General features: G+C 43.8%; 18 protein-coding genes. 11 read left to right on the forward strand and 7 right to left on the reverse strand.

Annotation, left to right across the window (positions count from 1 at the left end):
• The first annotated feature begins 15 nt into the window (after window positions 1-15).
• A complete protein-coding gene (gene fbp, locus L0P88_RS07640; RefSeq protein ID WP_158778242.1) occupies window positions 16-1023 on the forward strand; it encodes a class 1 fructose-bisphosphatase in 1008 nt (335 codons plus the stop codon).
• On the opposite strand, the gene L0P88_RS07645 is transcribed toward fbp, so the two are convergent.
• Entirely contained in the window at window positions 1020-1448 is a 429-nt protein-coding gene (locus L0P88_RS07645) for a TerB family tellurite resistance protein (RefSeq protein ID WP_247134011.1), read from the reverse strand. The genes fbp and L0P88_RS07645 overlap by 4 nt on opposite strands.
• A 199-nt stretch (window positions 1449-1647) precedes the next feature.
• Here L0P88_RS07645 and L0P88_RS07650 point away from each other — a divergent pair, with 199 nt between their 5' ends.
• The 6 genes from L0P88_RS07650 to mfd all read left to right on the forward strand — a co-directional run bounded on the left by L0P88_RS07650 (window position 1648) and on the right by mfd (window position 11752).
• Entirely contained in the window at window positions 1648-2697 is a 1050-nt protein-coding gene (locus L0P88_RS07650; RefSeq protein ID WP_247134012.1) for a ligase-associated DNA damage response exonuclease, read from the forward strand.
• A 47-nt stretch (window positions 2698-2744) separates the two neighbouring features.
• Window positions 2745-4373, forward strand: a complete 1629-nt coding sequence (locus L0P88_RS07655; RefSeq protein WP_247134848.1) for an ATP-dependent DNA ligase — start codon at window positions 2745-2747, stop codon at window positions 4371-4373.
• Between the two features lie 96 nt (window positions 4374-4469).
• A complete protein-coding gene (locus L0P88_RS07660) occupies window positions 4470-4778 on the forward strand; it encodes a GIY-YIG nuclease family protein (RefSeq protein WP_247134013.1) in 309 nt (102 codons plus the stop codon).
• Between the two features lie 57 nt (window positions 4779-4835).
• Entirely contained in the window at window positions 4836-7271 is a 2436-nt protein-coding gene (locus L0P88_RS07665; protein ID WP_409557724.1) for a ligase-associated DNA damage response DEXH box helicase, read from the forward strand.
• Between the two features lie 88 nt (window positions 7272-7359).
• Window positions 7360-7992, forward strand: coding sequence for a ligase-associated DNA damage response endonuclease PdeM (pdeM, locus tag L0P88_RS07670; protein ID WP_247134014.1), 633 nt, complete (start codon window positions 7360-7362; stop codon window positions 7990-7992).
• 328 nt (window positions 7993-8320) lie between these two features.
• The gene (mfd, locus tag L0P88_RS07675) at window positions 8321-11752 is read left to right on the forward strand and encodes a transcription-repair coupling factor (protein ID WP_247134015.1); all 3432 of its coding nucleotides are present in this window, start codon (window positions 8321-8323) and stop codon (window positions 11750-11752) included.
• Between the two features lie 244 nt (window positions 11753-11996).
• Here mfd and L0P88_RS07680 read toward each other — a convergent pair whose 3' ends face one another.
• A complete protein-coding gene (locus L0P88_RS07680) occupies window positions 11997-13223 on the reverse strand; it encodes a serine hydrolase domain-containing protein (RefSeq protein ID WP_247134016.1) in 1227 nt (408 codons plus the stop codon).
• 182 nt (window positions 13224-13405) lie between these two features.
• Between L0P88_RS07680 and L0P88_RS07685 the strand changes: the two genes are divergently transcribed.
• Window positions 13406-14746: an alpha-L-fucosidase gene (locus L0P88_RS07685; RefSeq protein WP_247134017.1), complete on the forward strand. Its 1341-nt coding sequence runs from the start codon at window positions 13406-13408 to the stop codon at window positions 14744-14746.
• A gap of 55 nt (window positions 14747-14801) precedes the next feature.
• Here the strand turns inward: L0P88_RS07685 and L0P88_RS07690 are convergent, their stop codons facing one another.
• From L0P88_RS07690 to L0P88_RS07700, 3 genes are all read right to left on the reverse strand, one after another.
• Complete coding sequence (locus L0P88_RS07690) at window positions 14802-15614, reverse strand: helix-turn-helix domain-containing protein (RefSeq protein ID WP_247134018.1); 813 nt, start codon at window positions 15612-15614, stop codon at window positions 14802-14804.
• Between the two features lie 166 nt (window positions 15615-15780).
• Window positions 15781-16017 carry a hypothetical protein gene (locus L0P88_RS07695; protein ID WP_247134019.1) on the reverse strand — a complete coding sequence of 79 codons (237 nt, stop codon included), beginning with the start codon at window positions 16015-16017 and terminating at the stop codon, window positions 15781-15783.
• 215 nt (window positions 16018-16232) lie between these two features.
• Window positions 16233-16919 carry a hypothetical protein gene (locus tag L0P88_RS07700; RefSeq protein WP_247134020.1) on the reverse strand — a complete coding sequence of 229 codons (687 nt, stop codon included), beginning with the start codon at window positions 16917-16919 and terminating at the stop codon, window positions 16233-16235.
• A 148-nt stretch (window positions 16920-17067) separates the two neighbouring features.
• On the opposite strand from L0P88_RS07700, the gene L0P88_RS07705 reads away from it, so the two are divergent.
• Window positions 17068-17643, forward strand: a complete 576-nt coding sequence (locus L0P88_RS07705) for a TetR/AcrR family transcriptional regulator (RefSeq protein WP_247134021.1) — start codon at window positions 17068-17070, stop codon at window positions 17641-17643.
• A 6-nt stretch (window positions 17644-17649) separates the two neighbouring features.
• A complete protein-coding gene (locus L0P88_RS07710; RefSeq protein ID WP_247134022.1) occupies window positions 17650-18684 on the forward strand; it encodes an alkane 1-monooxygenase in 1035 nt (344 codons plus the stop codon).
• A gap of 1 nt (window position 18685) precedes the next feature.
• Here the strand turns inward: L0P88_RS07710 and L0P88_RS07715 are convergent, their stop codons facing one another.
• Complete coding sequence (locus L0P88_RS07715) at window positions 18686-19345, reverse strand: aspartate kinase (protein ID WP_247134023.1); 660 nt, start codon at window positions 19343-19345, stop codon at window positions 18686-18688.
• 52 nt (window positions 19346-19397) lie between these two features.
• Window positions 19398-19757: a YraN family protein gene (locus tag L0P88_RS07720; RefSeq protein WP_247134024.1), complete on the reverse strand. Its 360-nt coding sequence runs from the start codon at window positions 19755-19757 to the stop codon at window positions 19398-19400.
• 165 nt (window positions 19758-19922) lie between these two features.
• Between L0P88_RS07720 and L0P88_RS07725 the strand changes: the two genes are divergently transcribed.
• Entirely contained in the window at window positions 19923-21434 is a 1512-nt protein-coding gene (locus L0P88_RS07725) for a DUF1800 family protein (RefSeq protein WP_247134025.1), read from the forward strand.
• Window positions 21435-21445: the final 11 nt, after the last annotated feature.

Raw genomic sequence — 21445 nt, forward strand, 5'->3', positions numbered from 1 at the left:
AAACAACCGCTTTCAATGCACACGAAGAACAAGACCCTTGGAGAATTCATTATTGAAAACCAAACCGATTTTCAATATTCAACCGGGGAGCTTTCCAAATTGATCAATGCCATACGCCTGGCAGCCAAAGTAGTCAACCATGAAGTGAACAAAGCAGGACTTGTCGATATTCTTGGGGATGCCGGGGACACCAACATTCAAGGTGAAGATCAAAAGAAATTGGATGTCTTGGCCAACGAAAAATTCATTCAGACCCTAAAAAACAGGGAAATTGTCTGTGGTATCGCTTCGGAAGAGGAGGATCATTTCATTTCCATTAACAGCCATGATGAAAACCACCAAAACAAATACGTGGTCCTTATCGATCCCCTGGATGGTTCATCCAATATTGATGTCAATGTTTCCGTTGGAACCATATTTTCCATTTATCGGAGAATTACACCTGTAGGCACGCCCGTACAACTCGAGGACTTTTTACAGCCCGGTAACCAACAGGTCGCGGCGGGCTATGTTATTTATGGAACTTCCACAATGCTGGTATACACCACGGGGAACGGGGTGAACGGTTTTACTTTAAATCCTGCCATTGGAACGTTTTATTTATCGCATCCAAACATGCAATTCCCGGAGAATGGAAAAATCTATTCCGTAAACGAGGGGAACTACATTCATTTTTTACAGGGGGTAAAAGACTATATAAAGTATTGCCAAATGGAAGAGGGCGATCGTCCTTATACTTCAAGGTACATAGGCTCTTTGGTTTCGGACTTTCACCGAAACATGATCAAGGGCGGGATTTATATGTATCCTAAAAGCAGTGTGACCGGAAACGGGAAACTTAGATTGCTGTACGAATGCAATCCCATGGCCTTTTTGGCCGAACAGGCCAATGGGGTGGCCATTGGCGGAAAGAACAGAATATTGGATATCGTTCCCAAAGAACTGCACCAAAGGGTACCTTTTTTCTGCGGAAGCAAAAATATGGTATTGAAGTTACAGGAGTTTTTGGCGAAATACCACTAAGGCTGTTTCTCAATCAAATACTGATAGTCCTCAAAAGCGATTTTTCCCCTAAAAATAGCATAGGATTTTTCAATAAGTTTCTTGGCCGCATCGGGGGAATACCCTAGACCTATGGCGTACCGCTCAATAAGGTTCATTTGGTCCTCCTCTATGAAATAATCGGCAAATACCATCTGAAACAATTCGAACAGTCGCTTTAGCCGCTTCTCACCACTATGGGGGGTCTGAATGGGATACTTGTTCTCTTTCTTCATTACCTCCTTATATTCCGCACTGGTAATGTTCAGTTTAAAGGCAAACTTGTCCAAAACAGCTTTTTCCTTTTCATTGATTTCCCCATCAACCGCCGCTAAACTGGCCAATGTGGCAAAATGGGCAAGATTATGCCGCTGATCACTGTGCTCGTATAGGTCAACAATTGGCATTGTATAAAATTTTGTTGCGCAAATATAAACCATTTCACTACCGAAATACGAAATAAAAAGACCCAATTTGGGCGTTCCCAAAAACCTGTTTTTGGTCGGGCTTTTCGCTAAAATCCTCGCCCAATATCGTATTGGGCTGTGGGTTACCGCTGCAATCCCTAACGCGGGTTGACCTACAAATTTGTATCTTCACCATGCTATGAACCCTCCTCTTCTACGTTTTACGGACAAGGGCATTTATTGCGAAGCTGCAGACGTGTACTTGGATCCCTGGCGACCGGTATCCAAGGCCATAATTTCCCACGGCCATGCCGATCACAGTCGTTGGGGGCATAAAAACTACATTACCCATCATCAAAACGTCCCTATCGTAAAACATCGTTTGGGAAACATTGCCATTTCAGGAAAAGAATGGGGGGAAACCTTTAGTGTCAAAGGCGTAAAATTCAGTCTGCACCCCGCAGGGCACATTTTGGGATCTTCACAGATCCGTGTGGAACATAAGGGTGAGGTTTGGGTCTTTACGGGGGACTATAAAATTGAGGACGATGGCCTGGCCACACCCTACGAATCCGTTAAGTGCCACACGTTTATTACGGAATGCACCTTTGGATTGCCCGCATTTCTCTGGAGACCACAGGAAGAGGTCAAAAAAGACATCAATGAGTGGTGGGCCACCAATCGGGCCAATGGGCAAACCTCAGTACTTTTTGGGTATTCGCTGGGAAAGGCACAACGCCTTTTAAAGCTATTGGACCCTTCCATTGGTAAAATTTACACCCATGGGGCGGTTGAAAACATGACCCAGGTCCTCCGGCAGTTCACAGATTTTCATCAAACGGAATTGGTGACCAAGGACACTAAAAAGGAAGACCTAAAGGGGAGCCTTGTACTAGCGCCACCATCGGCACACGGTAGTACCTGGATTCGAAAAATGACCCCATTTGTGACCGGGACCGCCAGCGGATGGATGGCCTTTAGAGGTGCCAGACGAAGACGTGCCGTGGATAAAGGCTTTGTACTTAGCGATCATTGTGATTGGCCGGGGCTTTTAAAGGCCATAAAGGACACCACGGCAGAAAAAGTAATCTGCACCCATGGTTATACCGAAATCTTTTCCAGGTATTTGCGCGAACTGGGTTACGATGCAAGAACCGAGCATACGCAATATGGTGAGGAAGAAGATAAAAGCCCCTCCCCAGATCTCCCCAAAGGGGAGGGAGTTAAAAACGATGAGGTATCATTATGAAAAATCCCAATAAAAATAAAAAGGACCCGATACCCCCCCTTCGGGGGATGGGGGGCTTTTCGCAGCTCATCAAGACTTTGGATAGCACCAACAAGACCAATGTCAAGGTACAGGCATTGGCCAATTATTTTTTGATGGCCCCGGATACCGATAAAGTCTGGACCATTGCCATCCTTTCACATCGGCGTCCGCCCAGACCGGTCAATACCACCTTATTGCGGGAATGGGCTTCCGAACTCGCAAAAATCCCATTGTGGTTGTTTGAGGAAAGTTATCATATTGTAGGCGATCTGGCCGAAACAATTGCCCTCGTCGTCCCATCTGACGAACATTCCACGGATAAGGATTTGACCCATTTTTTGGAAGAAATGATATGGTTGAAAAAACAATCGGACGAGGATAAAAAGGCATATCTTTTTGAAAATTGGCAGCAACTGGATTACTATGGCCGTTTCGTATTTACAAAATTGATTACAGGTGGTTTTCGAATTGGGGTAAGCCAAAAATTAATGACCAAGGCCCTTTCCAAGGCCACTGGTGTGGATGAAGACATTTTGGCCTATAAACTCATGGGCAATTGGGACCCCGGTACCATCTCATTCCAAAATCTGGTATTGGAAGAAAACGAAGGTGATTTTCTCTCAAAACCCTATCCCTTTTATTTGGCCTATGCCCTGGAGGACCTTCCCCAGGAGTTGGGGGATGTGACCCAATGGTCCGTGGAACACAAATGGGACGGTATTCGCGCGCAACTCATTATTAGGAACGATCAGTTATTTGTTTGGAGCCGAGGGGAGGAATTGGTAACGGACAAATACCCAGAGTTTCAAAAATTTATGGGCATCATCCCCAATGGAACGGTACTCGATGGCGAACTACTTCCCTATCCCAATGGGGCTATTGGCACCTTTAATGACCTCCAGACCCGCATCGGCCGGAAAACGGTCTCAAAATCGCTTTTGGAGAAAACCCCGGTAATCATAAAAGCGTATGATCTGTTGGAATGGAATGGAATGGACATTCGGGATAAACCATTTATGGAACGGAGGCGACTTCTGGAAAATCTTTATTCGTCCGTGGTTGAGGGCAGTGGAAGTGACCTGCCGTTACTCCTATCCGAGCGGATGCAGTTCAGCTCCTGGGACCAGGTGGCCCAGGAACGGGAAATGTCCAGAGCCAAACACAGTGAGGGTCTAATGTTAAAACGCTTGGATTCAACGTATCAAGTAGGGCGCAAAAAAGGGGATTGGTGGAAATGGAAGGTGGACCCATTGACCATTGACGCCGTGTTAACGTATGCCATGCGCGGGCATGGTCGAAGAAGTAATTTGTTTACCGATTATACCTTTGCCCTTTGGAAGGCAAACGAAAAAGGGGAACGGGAACTGGTCACCTTTGCAAAGGCCTATTCCGGTTTGACCGATAAGGAGTTTCAGGAAGTGGATGCCTGGATAAAAAGGAATACCCTGGAACGCTTTGGTCCTGTACGTAGCGTAACACCACATCATGTGTTTGAGATTGCCTTTGAGGGGATTGTCTTTTCCAAAAGACATAAAAGTGGTGTGGCCACACGGTTCCCCAGGATCTTAAGATGGCGTAAGGACAAAAAAATTGAGGAGGCGAATTCGTTGGAAGATTTAAAGGCACTGATCCCGAATTCCGCTAAGGCGGAATGAAGGGATCTCTTGGCAAATAGACCCATTACCTAAAAAAGAACCCAAATCAGATAAAAGAAGACCCTCCATAAAACCGTTAACTTCGCCCCATTCGTTATGAAGGGCTACTGCTATATCCTTACCAATAAAAACAAAACTGTACTGTATGTCGGTGCTACAAATAATTTGGGAAGAAGGGTCAGCGAGCATAAGAATGGTAAATACAAAAACGCTTTCACCAAAAAATACAATTGTACCCTTTTGGTCTATTTTGAAGAATTTGATACTATCAAGGATTCCTTTAAAGGAGAGCGGCAATTGAAAGCAGGCAACAGAAAACGAAAGGAAAAACTAATCAACTCGATAAATCCGGAATGGAGTGATTTGTCAGAAAGTTGGTTTGATGGGAGTAAAGAATCTTTTTAATTTTAGAGACACATATCAAAAGATTACTTCGCTATCACTCGCAATCAACGCTTTGAAATTGCATTGACCTGGTTCCAACAACAAGGTTGGAAACCCCATGCATTCCAAAAAGAGACCTGGACGGCCTTTTTACAGGGCAAACACGGTTTATTGAATGCCCCAACGGGAAGTGGAAAAACCTATGCCCTTTGGTTTCCCATTGTCCTGAATTACATTAAAAACCATCCTGAATACAAAACCAAACATAAAAAAGGACTGAAAGCGGTTTGGATTACCCCGCTACGGGCCCTTTCCCAAGAAATAAAACAATCTGCCGAACGTATAGTGGCGGATCTGGAACTCCCAATGACCGTAGGGATTCGAACGGGGGACACTACTACAAAAGAGCGGGCACGGCAGCGGACCACTATGCCCGATTTACTGATCACTACCCCGGAAAGCCTACAGCTATTGTTGGCTTCAAAAGCATATGACAGCACATTTAAAGACTGTTCGGCCATCGTTGTTGATGAGTGGCATGAACTTTTGGGGACCAAACGGGGAATCCAGATGGAGTTGGCCCTTTCCCGGCTCAAGACCGTATGCAAGGACCTTCGTATTTGGGGAATTTCGGCCACGATCGGCAATTTACCCCAAGCCCGCCAGGTACTTCTAGGCCCTACTTCTCCCGAAATGGAGAATTCCGTTTTGGTAAGGGCCAATCTCAAAAAGAAGATCAAGGTCAAAAGTATCATCCCAAAACAGATGGAAACCTTCCCATGGCGTGGGCATTTGGGACTGCATTTACTGGATGATGTTATTCCCATCATAAAAAAGAGCAAAACAACACTCCTTTTCACCAACACGCGCAGTCAATGTGAGATTTGGTTTCAAAAAATATTGGAACGTTACCCGGAGTTTGCCGGTGAAATGGCCATGCACCATGGTAGTGTGAACAAAGAAACGCGTATATGGGTAGAACAGGCCATACGAAACGAAAGTCTAAAAGCGGTGGTCTGCACCTCCAGTTTGGATTTGGGGGTGGATTTTGCACCGGTGGAAACCGTCATCCAAATAGGCGGGCCAAAAGGGGTGGCCCGTTTTTTACAGCGTGCCGGACGTAGCGGTCATCGCCCGGGAGAAACAAGTGTCATCTATTTTTTACCTACCCATGCCATTGAACTGATCGAGGCTTCCGCACTTCAAGTTGCGGTAAAGGAAAATGCTGTTGAGGACCGCTTACCTTTTTTGAACAGTTATGACGTGCTCATCCAATATTTGACCACCCTGGCGGTTTCCGATGGCTTTTATCCCAATGAAATCTTCCCGGAAATTAAACAGACCTTTTGTTACCAAGGGCTTACCGAAGAGGAATGGCAATGGTTGCTCAATTTTTTGGTCATGGGAAGCCAAAGCTTAAAAAGCTACGATGAATACAAAAAAGTGGAAGTGGAAGCGGATGGAAGGTTCAAGGTAAACAACAAAGGCATTGCCATGAGGCATCGTTTTCAGATTGGGACCATTGTGGGCGACGCCAACCTTTCCGTACATTATCAAAAAGGGGGATATATCGGTTCCATCGAAGAATATTTTGTTTCAAAACTAAATCCTGGGGATGTATTTGTCTTTGCCGGACGGAATCTGGAATTTATCCGCATTCGTAGCATGAAGGTACAGGTGCGCAATTCCACAAAACGAACCAATAAGGTCCCTGCTTGGGCCGGTGGTCGATTGAGTTTTTCTTCCGAAATGTCCAAATTGTTGCGATTGGAACTGTATAAGGCGGCTACGGAAGCCAATCTTAGCAAGGAACTGGTAGCGCTCCAACATATCTTTGAGAAACAAAGGGAGGAAAGTAGCGTTCCCAAACCCAGTGAGTTTTTGATTGAAACCTTTAAAACAAGGGATGGCTACCACCATATTTTTTATCCTTTTGAAGGACGTGCCGTACATGAAGCAATGAGCAGTTTACTATCGTACCGCATAGGGCTGCTCTCCCCTATCACCTGCTCGCTGGCTTTTAACGACTATGGCTTTGAGATGTTATCCGATAAACCCATTGATATTCAAGCCGTAATCGACAATAACCTGTTTACTTCCGAATACATGCTCCCCGATTTGCAAAAAAGTCTGAATTCCAATGAAATGGCCCGCAGAAAATTTCGTGACATTGCCGTTATCAGTGGTATGGTCTTTACCGGCTATCCGGAAAAAGGAATAAAAATGAAGCACCTTCAAAGTAGTTCCCAACTCTTGTTTGATGTCTTCCGGGATTACGAACCGGAAAACCTCCTCTTTAAACAAGCGTTTACGGAAACCTTTGAACATCAATTGGAGGAAGGCCGATTGCGAATGGCACTGGAACGTATCGCTACGCAAGAAATCGTTTGGAAGCAATGTCAAAAGGCAACTCCATTTTCCTTTCCATTGATCACGGATAGGCTTCGGGAAAAACTCTCCAATGAAAAATTGGCCGATCGCATTAAACGAATGACCAAGATTTTGATGAAGTAAGGATTTTGTCATTCCTGCGAAAGCAGGAATCCATACTTTTGAACTTCATGCCAAGCACGGAATGACGGTTAAAAAGATCTGCCTATTAGTGACACAACGTATTAAAATAAAAAACCAATCCTTTATCCTGCACCCCTTGGGCGGTATGTTCTGGGAAGAAAAATCCCTGTTGCTCATTGGTGATGTACATCTGGGCAAGGTCGCCCATTTCAGAAAGTTTGGAGCCGCGGTCCCACGAAAGGCCATCCACAAAAACTTTCTCTTACTGGATAAAATTGTTGGCCATTTTCAACCTTTTCATTTGTGTTTTCTTGGCGATTTATTCCATTCCTCCTTCAATAGGGAGTGGGACTTTTTTGAGAATTGGGTGGCGAAGACCCCTTCCAAAATCAGTTTGGTGGTGGGAAACCATGATATTATCGCTCCCGAAAAATTCGAAGCTCTGGGGATAATGGTTTTTAAGGAATTACAATGGGACGATTTCCTTTTCACCCACCATCCCGAAGAACGAAACGGGTTTTTCAATTTTTGCGGGCATATACACCCTGCCGTCCGTTTGCAAGGTTTTGGACGACAACGCTTAAAGCTACCCTGTTTTTTCAAAACAAAAAATCAGCTTATCCTCCCCGCTTTCGGCGAGTTTACGGGCAACCATGCCCTGAAACCCAAAAAAACCGATGAGGTCTTTGTAATCGTTGAGGGGGAAGTGGTGAGGATCTAATGCGTAGTTTGAAAGACAACCATTAACAACAGCGATTGTCATTTCGAACGAATGTGGGAAATCCAAGTCCATGAAAATAGATTTCTCAATCGTCGCTTCGCTCCTCATTTCGAAATGACTCCCTAGTTCCAGTTGTCATTTCGAACCGACCCTAAGCGAAGTCGAAGGGGAGCGTGAGAAATCTTGTTATTGGGTGTAACCCCTGTTGATATTTGTAATACGATTTCTCAATCGCCCTGAAGGCTATTGGGGTCCATTTCGAAACGACATCGAAAAAAGATTGCATCATCCCACGCTCAGACTTACTTTTGCCTCCAAATCGTATGGATTGACCAAATCGTCCATTTTAGCACGTTTTGAACAGTCCCCGAAACTTCGGGAACTGCGGGAAACCATTGCCCAGTCCCAAAAAGGTGTCCATGTCCAAGGTCTTGTGGGATCCTCTTTTTCATTTGCAATTTCCAGTCTTTTTAGCGTATCCGAAAATCCATTCCTTATCCTTTTGAACGATAAGGAAGAGGCCGCTTACATTTTAAATGATCTGGAGCAATTGGTTGGGGAAAAAGATGTCCTCTTCTACCCGGGAAGCTATCGAAGGCCCTATCAAATAGAGGAAACGGACAATGCCAATGTGCTTTTGCGGGCCGAAGTTCTGAATCGGATCAATTCCAGAAGGAAGCCAGCGGTCATCGTTACGTATCCCGATGCGCTTTTTGAAAAAGTGGTCACCCGTAAGGAGTTGGAAAAAAATACCCTAAAAATAAAGCTGGAGGATACCCTTTCCCTGGATTTTCTCAACGAAGTCTTGTTTGAATACGAGTTCAAAAGGGTGGATTTTGTAACTGAACCCGGAGAGTTTTCTGTTCGGGGGGGTATAGTGGATGTCTTTTCCTTTTCACACGATGAACCCTATAGAATTGAGTTTTTTGGGGACGAAGTGGACAGTATTCGCACTTTTGATGTCGAAACGCAGCTTTCCACGGAAAAAGTGAAAAAAATAACCATTATCCCCAATGTGGAGAACAAATTCCTGCAAGATACCCGAGAGAGTTTCCTAAAATATATTTCCCCAAAAACGGTCATCTTCTCCAAAAACCTGAGCCTCGTTTTTCATAGAATTGACTCAAATTTTGAAAAGGCCAAAGAAAGCTTTGAAAAACTGAGCAAGGAAATAAAGCACGCCCAACCAGGGGAACTTTTTGTGAACTCCGCTCTGCTAAAAAGTCAACTGAGTGATTTTACCGTAGTGGAAATCGGGGCTTCGGCCTCGTTCCGCCCCCAAAACCATTCCACTTCTTCAAGAACCGACCGCAGTGAAAATGCTTTTTCCTTCCGTGCCAAACCTCAACCCGCTTTCAATAAAAAATTTGAATTGTTGGTTCAAGACCTTCAGGAAAATCATGACAAAGGTTTTGAAAATGTAATTTGTTGCTCTACGGAACAACAGGCCAAGCGATTAAAAGACATCATCAAAACCGTAATTTTGGGTGATGATGACGAAACCAATGACGACATTGGTTACCACACCCTTGTTTTTCCACTATACCAAGGTTTTATTGATCACGATTTGCAATTGGCCTGTTATACGGACCATCAAATCTTTGAACGTTATCATAAGTTCCATTTAAAAAATGGTTATGCCAAAAAACAGGCCATTACGCTCAAGGAACTGAACAAATTGGAACTTGGGGATTACGTGACCCATATTGACCACGGCATTGGCAAGTTTGGGGGATTGCAAAAAATTGATGTTGAGGGTAAAAAACAGGAGGCCATTAAATTGGTATACGGCGACCGGGATATCCTATATGTCAGTATCCATTCCCTTCATAAAATCTCCAAATACAACGGTAAGGATGGTGCAGCTCCCAAGATTTACAAACTGGGGTCCGCAGCTTGGAAAAAATTAAAACAGAAAACAAAAAGTCGGGTCAAAAAGATTGCTTTTGACCTCATTAAGGTATATGCCAAGCGCAGGCTCGAAAAAGGATTTCAGTACGGCCCGGACTCCTATTTGCAACATGAACTGGAAGCCTCCTTTATTTATGAGGACACCCCCGATCAGGCCAAATCCACTGCCGATGTCAAAAAGGATATGGAGAGCGAGCGGCCAATGGACCGCCTTATCTGTGGAGATGTTGGTTTCGGTAAGACCGAAGTGGCCATTAGGGCCGCTTTTAAGGCCGTGGACAATGGCAAGCAAGTGGCCATTTTGGTCCCTACCACCATTCTGGCCTTTCAACACAACAATACCTTTAAAAAGCGGTTGGGGGAACTGCCGGTTACCGTGGACTACCTTAACCGGTTCCGAACGGCCAAAGAGAAACGCGAAATACTGGAACAGCTGGCCCAGGGCAAAATCGATATCATTATCGGTACGCACCAATTGGTGAACAAAAGTGTGCAATTTAAGGACTTGGGACTCCTTATTGTGGATGAAGAACAAAAATTTGGGGTGGCCGTTAAGGACAAACTCAAGTCCATTAAGGAAAATGTGGATGTGCTCACCTTGACTGCAACACCCATCCCCAGAACACTACAGTTCAGTTTAATGGCGGCAAGGGACCTTTCGGTCATCAATACGGCACCTCCCAACCGTTACCCTATTGAGAGCAGGGTCATTCGGTTTAACGAGGAAATCATAAGGGATGCCATTTCCTATGAAATCCAAAGAGGTGGACAGATATTCTTTATCCATAACCGCATTGAAAATATAAAAGAAATGGCGGGGATGCTCCAACGCCTGGTGCCCGATGCCAAAATTGGCATTGGTCATGGGCAGATGGAAGGCAAGAAATTGGAACAACTGATGCTCGCCTTTATGAATGGGGAATTTGATGTCCTGGTTTCCACGACCATCGTGGAAAGTGGCCTGGACGTGACCAATGCCAATACCATTTTTATCCATAATGCCAATAATTTTGGGTTAAGTGATCTGCACCAAATGCGCGGACGTGTTGGTCGAAGTAACAAAAAGGCATTTTGCTTTTTCATTACCCCACCTTATGAAGTGATGACACCCGATGCGCGAAAACGGATTCAGGCCTTGGAACAATTTACCGAACTGGGCAGTGGTTTCAATATTGCCATGAAAGATTTGGAGATTCGTGGAGCTGGTGATCTTCTTGGGGGTGAACAAAGTGGGTTTATCAATGAGATTGGATTTGAGACCTATCAAAAAATATTGACCGAAGCCATAGAAGAGCTCAAGGAAAATGAATTTAAGGAGTTGTATGATGAAGTAGAGGGGGAAAAGGAAAAGGTCTTTGTAAAGGATACCCAATTGGATACCGATTTTGAGCTGCTCTTCCCCGATGACTATGTGAACAATATTACAGAGCGCTTAAACCTGTACACACAGCTTAACGAAGTGGGGGATGAAGAAGCACTCCAGAAATTTGAATCCGAGTTGGTGGACCGCTTTGGGGAACTTCCGGAACAGGCGGTGGACTTGCTCAATTCTGTTCGTGTGAAATGGATAGCCACCTCAATTGGACTTGAAAAAGTGATTCTGAAAAAAGGGAAATTTTTGGGGTATTTTATCGCCGACCAACAATCCCCATTTTACCAAACTGAGGCTTTTACCCGCATATTGCAATACGTTCAAGCCAACCCAAGGGCATGTCAACTCAAGGAAAAACAGACACGAAATGGATTGCGGTTGTTGTTGGTCTTTGAAGGGATTACTAGTATAGAGAAAGCGTTAAAAGTGCTATCCCCACTCAACAACAAAGAAACAACAGCTCCTTCCCTTGGCTAAGGGAAGGTGGATTTCAGTTTTGCTGAAAGACGGAAGGGATTGATTGTCCAACCTTAAAACAACCCACCCCGCTTCCGATTTCATCGGAACCACCCCTCCCTAAAATAAGGAGGGGAGTTTATCTGTTTTAAAATGGTTTGCAATAATTGGTAGTTTTTGGTGAACGAAAAATGTAACTTTTACAGAAATGACAACTGGAACCAGGGAGTCATTGCGACGTGAGGGCCCCACCCGATTGGAAAATCTAATCCAAAGCCTTGCTTATGGCCTTCATGATCGGTATCAACTGTTGGTTGATGGAGTCCCTGTTTAATGAGGTATTGAGCATTACGATATGCCCCAGTCCATTTTTTGGGTCAAAAAACATAAAGGTGCTTACACCGGGGTCGCCTCCTGTATGACCAATCCATCCAAGGGGAGTGAAGGCCATAAAAATCCCGGAATTGAACTCGTCATCATAGCGATTGGGATCTTCAGGCACCTCTTTAGCGGGTAATTGCTGGGTAAACAATTCGTTGTAAGAAGTCGTTGTCAATAAGGTTCCTTCACCGGCATGGCCCCGCATCAATTCTTGAAGATATAGGCCAAAGTTGTCAAGGTCGGTCAGCAATCCCCCATCGGGATAGGTGACCAAGGCATAATGGGGTATGACCTCACCTTTATCGGTATATAATTTGCTGTGCTTGGTTTTATCAATGGCTTCAAATGACCATCCCGTGGCATGCATCTGCAAGGGTTCAAGAATATGTGTTTTTGTGAATTCATCGTAGGGAACCCCAGTGGCCTTTTCCAAGACGTGGGCCGCCAAGGTCGCCCCTACATTACTGTATTCGTACGTAGCGCCAGGTTTGCTCTTCAAAAAGTTTTTCTTTTTGTACCAACTGCCATCAACCGATAGAAATCTTTTAAGATATTCTGCCATGGAAACCTTAGTATCCATAGAAAGCAGCGTTTCACCGATTTGCTTTGCCACTGGCAATTTAAGGTCTTCCTTGTTCAAAGCGTAATACGATTTATTATCGTATAGATCGGTATCCAGAATTGTTCCTGTATGCGTTGCCAAATGTCGAATTCGAATTGGAATTTCTGGATGATACGGATTGATGATGTCATAATCCAGATAGTCATTGATAGGATCGTCAAGGTTTAACTTCCCCATTTCCTGGGCTTTCAATAACGATATTCCTATTAAGGTTTTAGATACCGAGGCTATGTTTTGAATGGAGTTTCGGGTGTAGGGTGATTGATTCTGAACATCGGAATACCCAAATCCCTTTGCAAAAAGTGTACTGTCCTTGGAAAATATGGCAACCCCGTATCCTTTTATCAAGCCTATTTCGTTGATTTTCGATAGTTCGCTTTCCAACTCAACCATGGACAATCCCAAATCTTTTTGACCAAAAACAAAAATCGTGAAAAGAATGGCTGTAAAAGAGGTAAATGCCTGGTATGGATAAAAGGACAATTTCATAGTCTAGGGGTTTCATGGGTTTAATGTAATAGAAGACCGTATTGGGGCGAATTTGTTACAGTAGCCCATGAAAAAAGTTTAAGGACCGGTATAACCTTACCGACCAAATTCCCAAACATCCCGGTCATATGCAGTAAACTTGGCCGCTATATTCCCTACATTTGGGAATACACTATTTAAAGATGAAACCTATCCAATTCGTATTCATTTGCCTGTTGTTCACTGGCCCCGTAACATTTGGCCAACAAGACAATCACTATCAACCAACACCAGAAAATCTAGAAGCCCGCGAATGGTTTCAAAAGGCCAAATTTGGCCTATTCATACATTGGGGCGTATATAGCGTACTGGGCGATGGGGAATGGGTCATGAACAATCAGAACATCTCCATTGAGAATTATGAAAAATTGCCCCATTTTTTTAATCCTGTTGATTACAATGCCGATGATTGGGTAAAAATGGCCAAGGATGCGGGCATGAAATACATTACCATTACCAGTCGCCACCATGATGGCTTTTCAATGTTCGACAGCAATGCAACGGATTATGATATTGTTGATCGCACCCCATATAAAAAAGATGTCTTAAAACAACTTGCCGAAGCCTGCAAAAAAGAGGATATCAAGCTGTTTTTCTATTACTCCCTATTGGATTGGCATCGCGATGATTATTATCCACGGGGAAGAACGGGCAATACCATTGCCGGTCGTGGAAAAGGCGACTGGAACAACTATATTTCATTTATGAAGGCACAATTAACCGAATTGTTGACCAATTATGGCGAAATCGCAGGAATATGGTTTGATGGCCATTGGGATCAAAAAGAGTGGGACGGTAAAAGATTCGGTAAAGTAAAAGTAGATTGGCACTATGATGAAATTTATCAATTGATCCATGAATTACAGCCCCATTGCCTTATTGGGAACAATCATCACTTGGCACCAATTCAAGGGGAAGATTTTCAAATGTTTGAGAAAGATCTGCCTGGAAAAAACACCACAGGTTGGGGGACCAGTTCAAACGATATTGGTACCCTTCCGCTAGAAGTTTGTGAAACCATAAATACATCTTGGGGCTTCAATTTACAAGACGACAAGCATAAGACTTTTAAGGAATTGGCACATTACATCGTAAAAGCTTCGGGGTATGGCAGTAACCTTTTACTTAATGTAGGACCAATGCCCAATGGCGAAATTCAAAAAGAACATAGGGCCTCCCTAAAAAAAATGGGGGAATGGATGCGCACTAATGGCGAAACCATCTATGGCACCAGAAAAGGCCCAATAGCACCATCGGAAAAAATAGCCTCTACCCAAAAGGGCAATGTGGTATATCTCCATTGGTTGGATTCGAAGGAGAGCCTGGTTTTTTTAAAGGATTTCAATGAAAATGTGAAAGAAGTCGTCCTGTTCAATGGAAAAACAAAACTAAAAACCCAGAAAACCAAGTACGGCCTTTTCATAAAACTACCTGAGGAAAAGATGGACCCTATTGACACGATTATCGAAATAGTTTTAAAATGAAAGCCTAATTAGGCTGGGCATCCATACGTACCCAACTTTTCAATACTTTGGATTTCTAGGGCAGTTGTTCTTTTACCATGGTAGAAACTTTGTAAAGGACCAATATTTCCAGAACGATAACCGGGAAGAACAGGAATAGGGAAATAGGTGACAATACCACCGTCACCAGACAAAAGGCCATAAGCAGTTCCGCCACTCCAGTGGCGATTCCCGTATTTCCCAGAATATTCCTTGATTTTAGTATCGAAATCCCAAATAGGATACCCAAAGCACCAAAGGTTACGGCTTCTGCCATAAAAACCACTTCTATATCCAAGGAACCACTAAAAACGGAGACAATATCATAGCCATAAAAACAGAACAGGGCAATCATCATTAAGATGGTTGCAATCTTCATCAGATAGTTCTGTAACAACTTCCCGGAAATCAAAAAGCCATACAGTAGCAGTACATTAAAAACAAGGACCAGGAACTTCACGACAACGTGCCCCCATTGCCCATAGATAAAATCCCCGTCCTCTATCCGTACATAATCCGATATCCCTTCAAAAACGGCAAGGATGGCAAACAGAATTCCGGCAATCCAGGCCATGGTCAACAACGAATGGACGGTCCTGGCCTCCTTGGCCGGAATTCGCGCAAGGGTGGAAGCAGTGACCGTAGCCTCTTCTGCCCTTAAACTTTCGTAATCATAATCCAGGGCAGATAAAATGGTCTTTATCGTATAGCTTCTTGGAGATACCTCGCCATTTTCAATCCGTTGAAGGGTCCGCACATTAATATTGCACAATTCCACCAATTCATCTTGGGTAAGTCCCTTTTGCTTTCGTAATTCCGTAATTCGTAATCCTAACTCTGGCTGCTTCATATCGCTTGTTTTTGAAAACCTGGAACAATGTTAGCTGCAAAACTAAATGTACCCAAGGATTTTGCTTGGATTTGACCCGACATTTAAGCGACATTTCCCAGAAATACTGGGCTAACCCAAGATAGGGTAGGTAACAAGGTTTCCTGTAAATTATAAAAAAGTTGGATTATGCAATCTTGGAACGATTGTTTTTAGTGGTGAACTTCAATGCCTTTTTTACCCTGGAATTCTTGAACTTGTACAAACGGGCCACTTCGGTTTTGGGCGCATCGTCCTGGGCAATGGTGATGTTCAATTCAACTTCCATGGTCATGGTTTTAACCTTTACTTCCTTTTTAGGAGCTTGAGCCATAGCTGTTGTTGCGATGAAGATGAAAAAAACGAAGGTTAAAACTGCTTTCATGACTTGGGTAATTGTTACAGGGTAAAATTACCCAGCAGCTACCCCAACAGTCGATTTTGGTCGTTTATCCCGGTAAAAAACTCGCTGAAAAACAAAGGAATGGACAAAGTGTAAAAAAGGATCGACAACTGTTTTTGGGCCTAAAAACCGCTTACCGAAACAGTGTGCATTTTATCGAACGGTACGTTGTTGGAATTAAGGAATTTTACGGATGACTAGTTGTACATACTGTCCAAAATGCGGATGATATCTTCGCTTTTGGTCAAACTAAGTTTTTCTTTTTTTATGATGGTTTTGGCTTTGGTCGCATTTTGGGCATCAAACGCACCAAGAAATTTTTTCTTGTTATTGGACAGATACTTGATCGGCACATCCCCACCGGCAAGTTTGATATAAAATTGGGGAGTGGATTGTTCAAATCGTGCGGGTTTCTCCTTGGCGTAGGCCTCTGCTTTAACCTTTTTGAAGTACTTTATAGTCTCCTTTTTATAAAGGGTATAGGCGTCACAGACTTTTAGTTCTTCCAGAAAACCCTTTTCCTTTCCTCCTTTGGGACTTTCATATGTGGTGAGCAGATATTCCTTATCGGAGCCGTCCAACATTTTGATGCGTTCCTCTCCCGGGCTATTCAATTCAATGACCTTATTTTCCTGTATCCAAACCTCTACGCTCCCCTCGTACGCATTAAATCGCACCAAATAGGTTTTATCCCGGTCCCCGATCTTTGCTGGCTCAAATTTTAGGTTCAGGTAGGGCGAGCCGTTTTCAATCTCATAGCGCTGTACATACATTGCGGGATTATAAAACACCCCCCTAAAATCATCGTGAAGGGCCATAGGGTTCTGGGATAGCATGGCCTGGACAAACAACAAAAACGGCAAAGGCAAAAAACAAAGTCTCATTTTGTCGGAAATTTTTACGTTAGTTACAAGATAAACAACAAAAACGATACCACGGTCCTATTCGTAACTGATTTTGGATCAAGGCTTTTGACCTTCGGTTTTATTCAAAGGATTTCATATATTTGACTATTATTCATTTTTAGTCAAAATGTCAAAAATTAAAAATCAATTGCTGGAAATAGCCGGTACCACCTTTAGCAAATATGGATATTACAAAACGGCCATGGAAGATATTGCGACCGCCGCACAAAAGGCCAAAGGTTCCCTTTACTATCATTTCGGTAGTAAGGAACTACTATTTGAAGCCGTTGTACTTGACGAACTGAACCGATTGAAATCCGAATTGGTCCAGGTCTTTGCGGATACCGATTCCGATACCAGGGAAGTATTGCGCAATTATATGCTAAAGCGGATGGAAGTCTTACGGTATGCCCCCAACTATCAGGAAACCCTTCGTCCCAACTTCTACGAGCATTATGACTTTGTCAACAACGTAAAACAAGGGATGATCGAGTGGGAAGTTTCACAGATCATGCAGTTGATCCATCGGGGCATTGAAAGGGGGGAACTGGAATTACCTGGCGACCATTTGGTCTACAGTCAAGTACTGGTTATGCTCTTACAAGGGCTGGAGCCCAACTTTTATCTGAAAGGGGAGTATGATCGTTTGGAAGCCCATTTCGACAATCTTATCACTGTGATCACCAAGGGAATCTCAAAATAAAACACCGTGAAACGACTTAAATACCTTTTTGTTTATACCATTCCGGTAACGGCCTTTATTGCCTTTAACTGGGAAGGGATTTGGACATTTCTCCCCTTGATCGTGTTTTTTGGTCTTGTTCCGCTCCTTGAACTACTGGTGCCCCCGGACAGGGAAAACATGGATAAAAAACTGATGGATGACGAGAAAAACAAAAAGATATACGACTATATCTTATACGGTACCCTACCCATTCAAGTGGGATTTTTGATCTACTTTCTTTTTGTCATCGGCGATACCCCCTATGGTTCTTTGGAGTATGTGGGCCGGATTACGGCCATGGGCTTTATGTGCGGCGTGATCGGTATTAATGTGGGACATGAATTGGGGCATCGGCATAAACGGTGGGAACAATTACTGGGGGAAATCCTTTTGTTGACCTCCCTGGACACCCATTTTCTGCCCTACCATAACGCGGGACACCATAGAAATGTGGCCACACCGGAAGACTCGGCCACTGCCCGGAAAAACGAACTACTGTTTGTGTATTGGTTCCGTTCGCATTTTGGAAGTTATATCGAGGCTTGGCAATTGGAAAATCAACGCTTGGGAAATGAAGGCAGGCCATGGTTCTCCTTTCAAAATAGAATGGTAGTGTATTCCTTGGCCAATGTCCTTTTACTAGGTGGGGTATATTTTGCTTTTGGCACTTCCGTCTTGATTGCCTTCCTCTTTGCGGCTGCGATTGGCATTGTACTTCTGGAGACCGTAAACTATATTGAACATTATGGCCTGCTCCGGAAAAAGAATGAACATGGACGCTATGAGGCAGTACGACATCACCACAGTTGGAACTCCGACCATCCCATAGGAAGAACATTGCTCTTTAATCTATCCAGGCATTCGGACCATCATTACAATGGCAGTAAAAAGTATCAGATTTTAAAATCGCACGAGAAAAGTCCGCAGATGCCCACGGGCTATCCCGGTATGATGCTTTTGGCCGTACTACAGCCACTATGGTTTTGGGTCATGAACAAAAAACTGGAACAGTACAGGTAAACTACAACGTCTTTAGATCCTTTATGGTCTTAAAGGCAACGTCCACTTGATCATCATTTACAAGAATGGTGAATTCATTGGTGGTTGAAATGACCTCATACAACACGATTCCTTCCCAGGCCAAACGTTGAAAGATAAAATAGTAGATTCCAGGTACGGAAACGTTTTCCGCAGGCAACTTGACCGTAACGGAAGAAAGGGTCCCCACTTTTTGGGTACACCGTTCCCCTTGGAACAGCTCCTCTACCGTGCCGTCCAAACTATTGCTGACCACAATGTTGATCTCATTGACCCCGCGGGAGGACGTATAAAAAATATCCTGGTTTTCATGTACCTTTTCCAATAGTTTGGCTTGCTGCGCCAGAATGGTTTCGGAAGAAAGAAAGGTATAATCCGTAAGATTGGAACGCACTGTGATCTCCCCAATGTTTTTGAGCACCTTAACAATACGATGGGTAGCCCGAAATTCCATGTCATCGGACAATCGCTTTAGGGCCATTACAATAGCACCGTTCCTAACATCCTTTCCCAGTTCCTCCTCAATTTCCGGTCGTACAATACGTGATAAGGACGTAAGGTTAATGATTCCTTGGGCCAGGGCACTTTGCAAAAAAGGCTTCTTTTTAATGTATTGCTCAACAACGGCGGAAATGGTTTTCATTTCAAATTGGTTTTGAGCAAAAATAACTTTTTGTTACAAATAAAACAAATGGTTAAAAATGAAAGAATGCATCTTCCAGATGCTCTATGGCATATTCCTTTCCCTTTTTAAGTATGGTGATGATATCAAACCGCACCTCAACATCCAAATTGTTCGTGTCCACATAGTAATCTGCTGCCGAGACCAATAAGGCTATTTTCTTTCTACTTACCGTTTCAGCGATTTCCTGAATATGGTCGGAACTACGGGATTTCACTTCGACCACGGCCAAAACATCCTGCTTTTGGGCAAGGATATCGATTTCTGCTTTTAGGTAACGGTAATTCCTGTATTTGATGCGATATCCCTTTTTAAGAAGAAAATCCGTTGCCAACTCCTCTCCAAGGCGTCCAAATTCGTTGTGTTTTCCCATCAGTTTTGAAAAATATAAAAAAGATTGTGCATTTCATCGAAAAAATTGGTGCTTCGTCCAATGTCTAACGTTAAGATTGTACTTTGGAACTTCAAAAGAACCACACCTACCTAGTACACATAGTTAACCCAAAGACTATGGAACACCTTAACGCCAAATTTTGCTATGGAACTATTCGTTAATTGTAATACTTCCACATTAGCACCCTACACTACACCCTTGGATGCCCTTAGGGCTAGACATTTATACCGTCGTTTAGGGTTTAGCGCTTCTGTGGAAACCGTTAATCAAGCCGTTGGACAATCCGCAACGGCATTGGTGGACAACCTTGTTGACCAAGCCCTGACCATACCGCCAATTCCGGCTCCTGCATGGTCCGAATGGACGAATGCCAATTATCCCGAAGACGATGACCTTGCCAGACAAGTTCGGCGGGCGCAGCGGGAAGAGTTGAATACAGCCTACGGAAATAGCCTATTGAACAACAACCTTCTGGATAGAATGAGCTTCTTTTGGAGCAACCATTTTGTTACGGAATTGGATGTGTACGACTGTAACTCCTTTTTGTACGAATATGTCAATTGCCTACAGCGCAATGCCTTGGGCAACTTTAAAACCTTTGTAAGTGAGATTGGGTTGACCAGTGCCATGTTACGCTATTTGGACGGCGCATTCAATAATAGGAATCGACCCAATGAAAACTACTCTCGTGAGTTATACGAGCTGTTTACACTGGGCGAGGGCAATGCCTATACCGAAGAGGATATCATCGAAACCTCACGGGCACTTACCGGATATGTGAACCGTGGTGATGTGGGTTGTACCAAAATCACTTTTAACCCGGAACAATTTGATACGGACGCCAAAACCATTTTGGGCCAGACCGGTAATTGGGGATATGATGACGTAATGGACATCTTGTTCGACAATAGGGCCGATTCCATCGCCAGATTCATTTGCACGAAATTTTATGAGTTTTTTGTCCATCCAGACAGCAAAAGGGATGAATACAACCCTGGGGCGACCTATCCCCCTGGGCACCCGCAAGGCATTATCAATGAGCTTGCGCAAACTTTTGTTGCCAATAATTTTGAAATTGCCCCAGTATTGAGGCAAATGTTCAAAAGCGAACACTTTTTTGACGAAACGACCATTGGAGTCATCATCAAGAGCCCGTTTGACCTTTACCTTAACCTTTTTAAGGAAACGGGATTTGCCTACAGTGATGGCAACGTCACCAATGCCATGGATGCTTCGGCCATGATCGGCCAGGAGCTTTGGGACCCAGTTGATGTGGCCGGATGGCAACGGGACAGGGAATGGATAAATACCAACTTCATTATTGGAAGATGGTTGACTGCCGAAGTTTTCCTGGAACAATTCTTCCAGGCCGATCCCAATCAATTTAGGGCCTTGGGGATTGCTGCCGCGGGCCCAAACGGGGCAACCATAAATGACCCCAATATTGTTGCCCGGGCAATAATAGATAAGTTCCTGCCCAAGGGACTATTGACGGATGCAGATTATGACATTGCCATTTCGGTCTTTAGGGAGCCTTACGAGGATACCAATATGTTTGAAACAGGAAGTTGGAACATGCTTTTGGATGATACGCCATCACAGGTTTTCCTCCTGTTATTACACCTTGTAAGAGAACCTGAGTTTCAACTAAAATAAACCTACTTGTT

It is taken from the genome of Muricauda sp. SCSIO 64092 (assembly GCF_023016285.1).
Classification (GTDB): Bacteria; Bacteroidota; Bacteroidia; order Flavobacteriales; family Flavobacteriaceae; genus Croceivirga.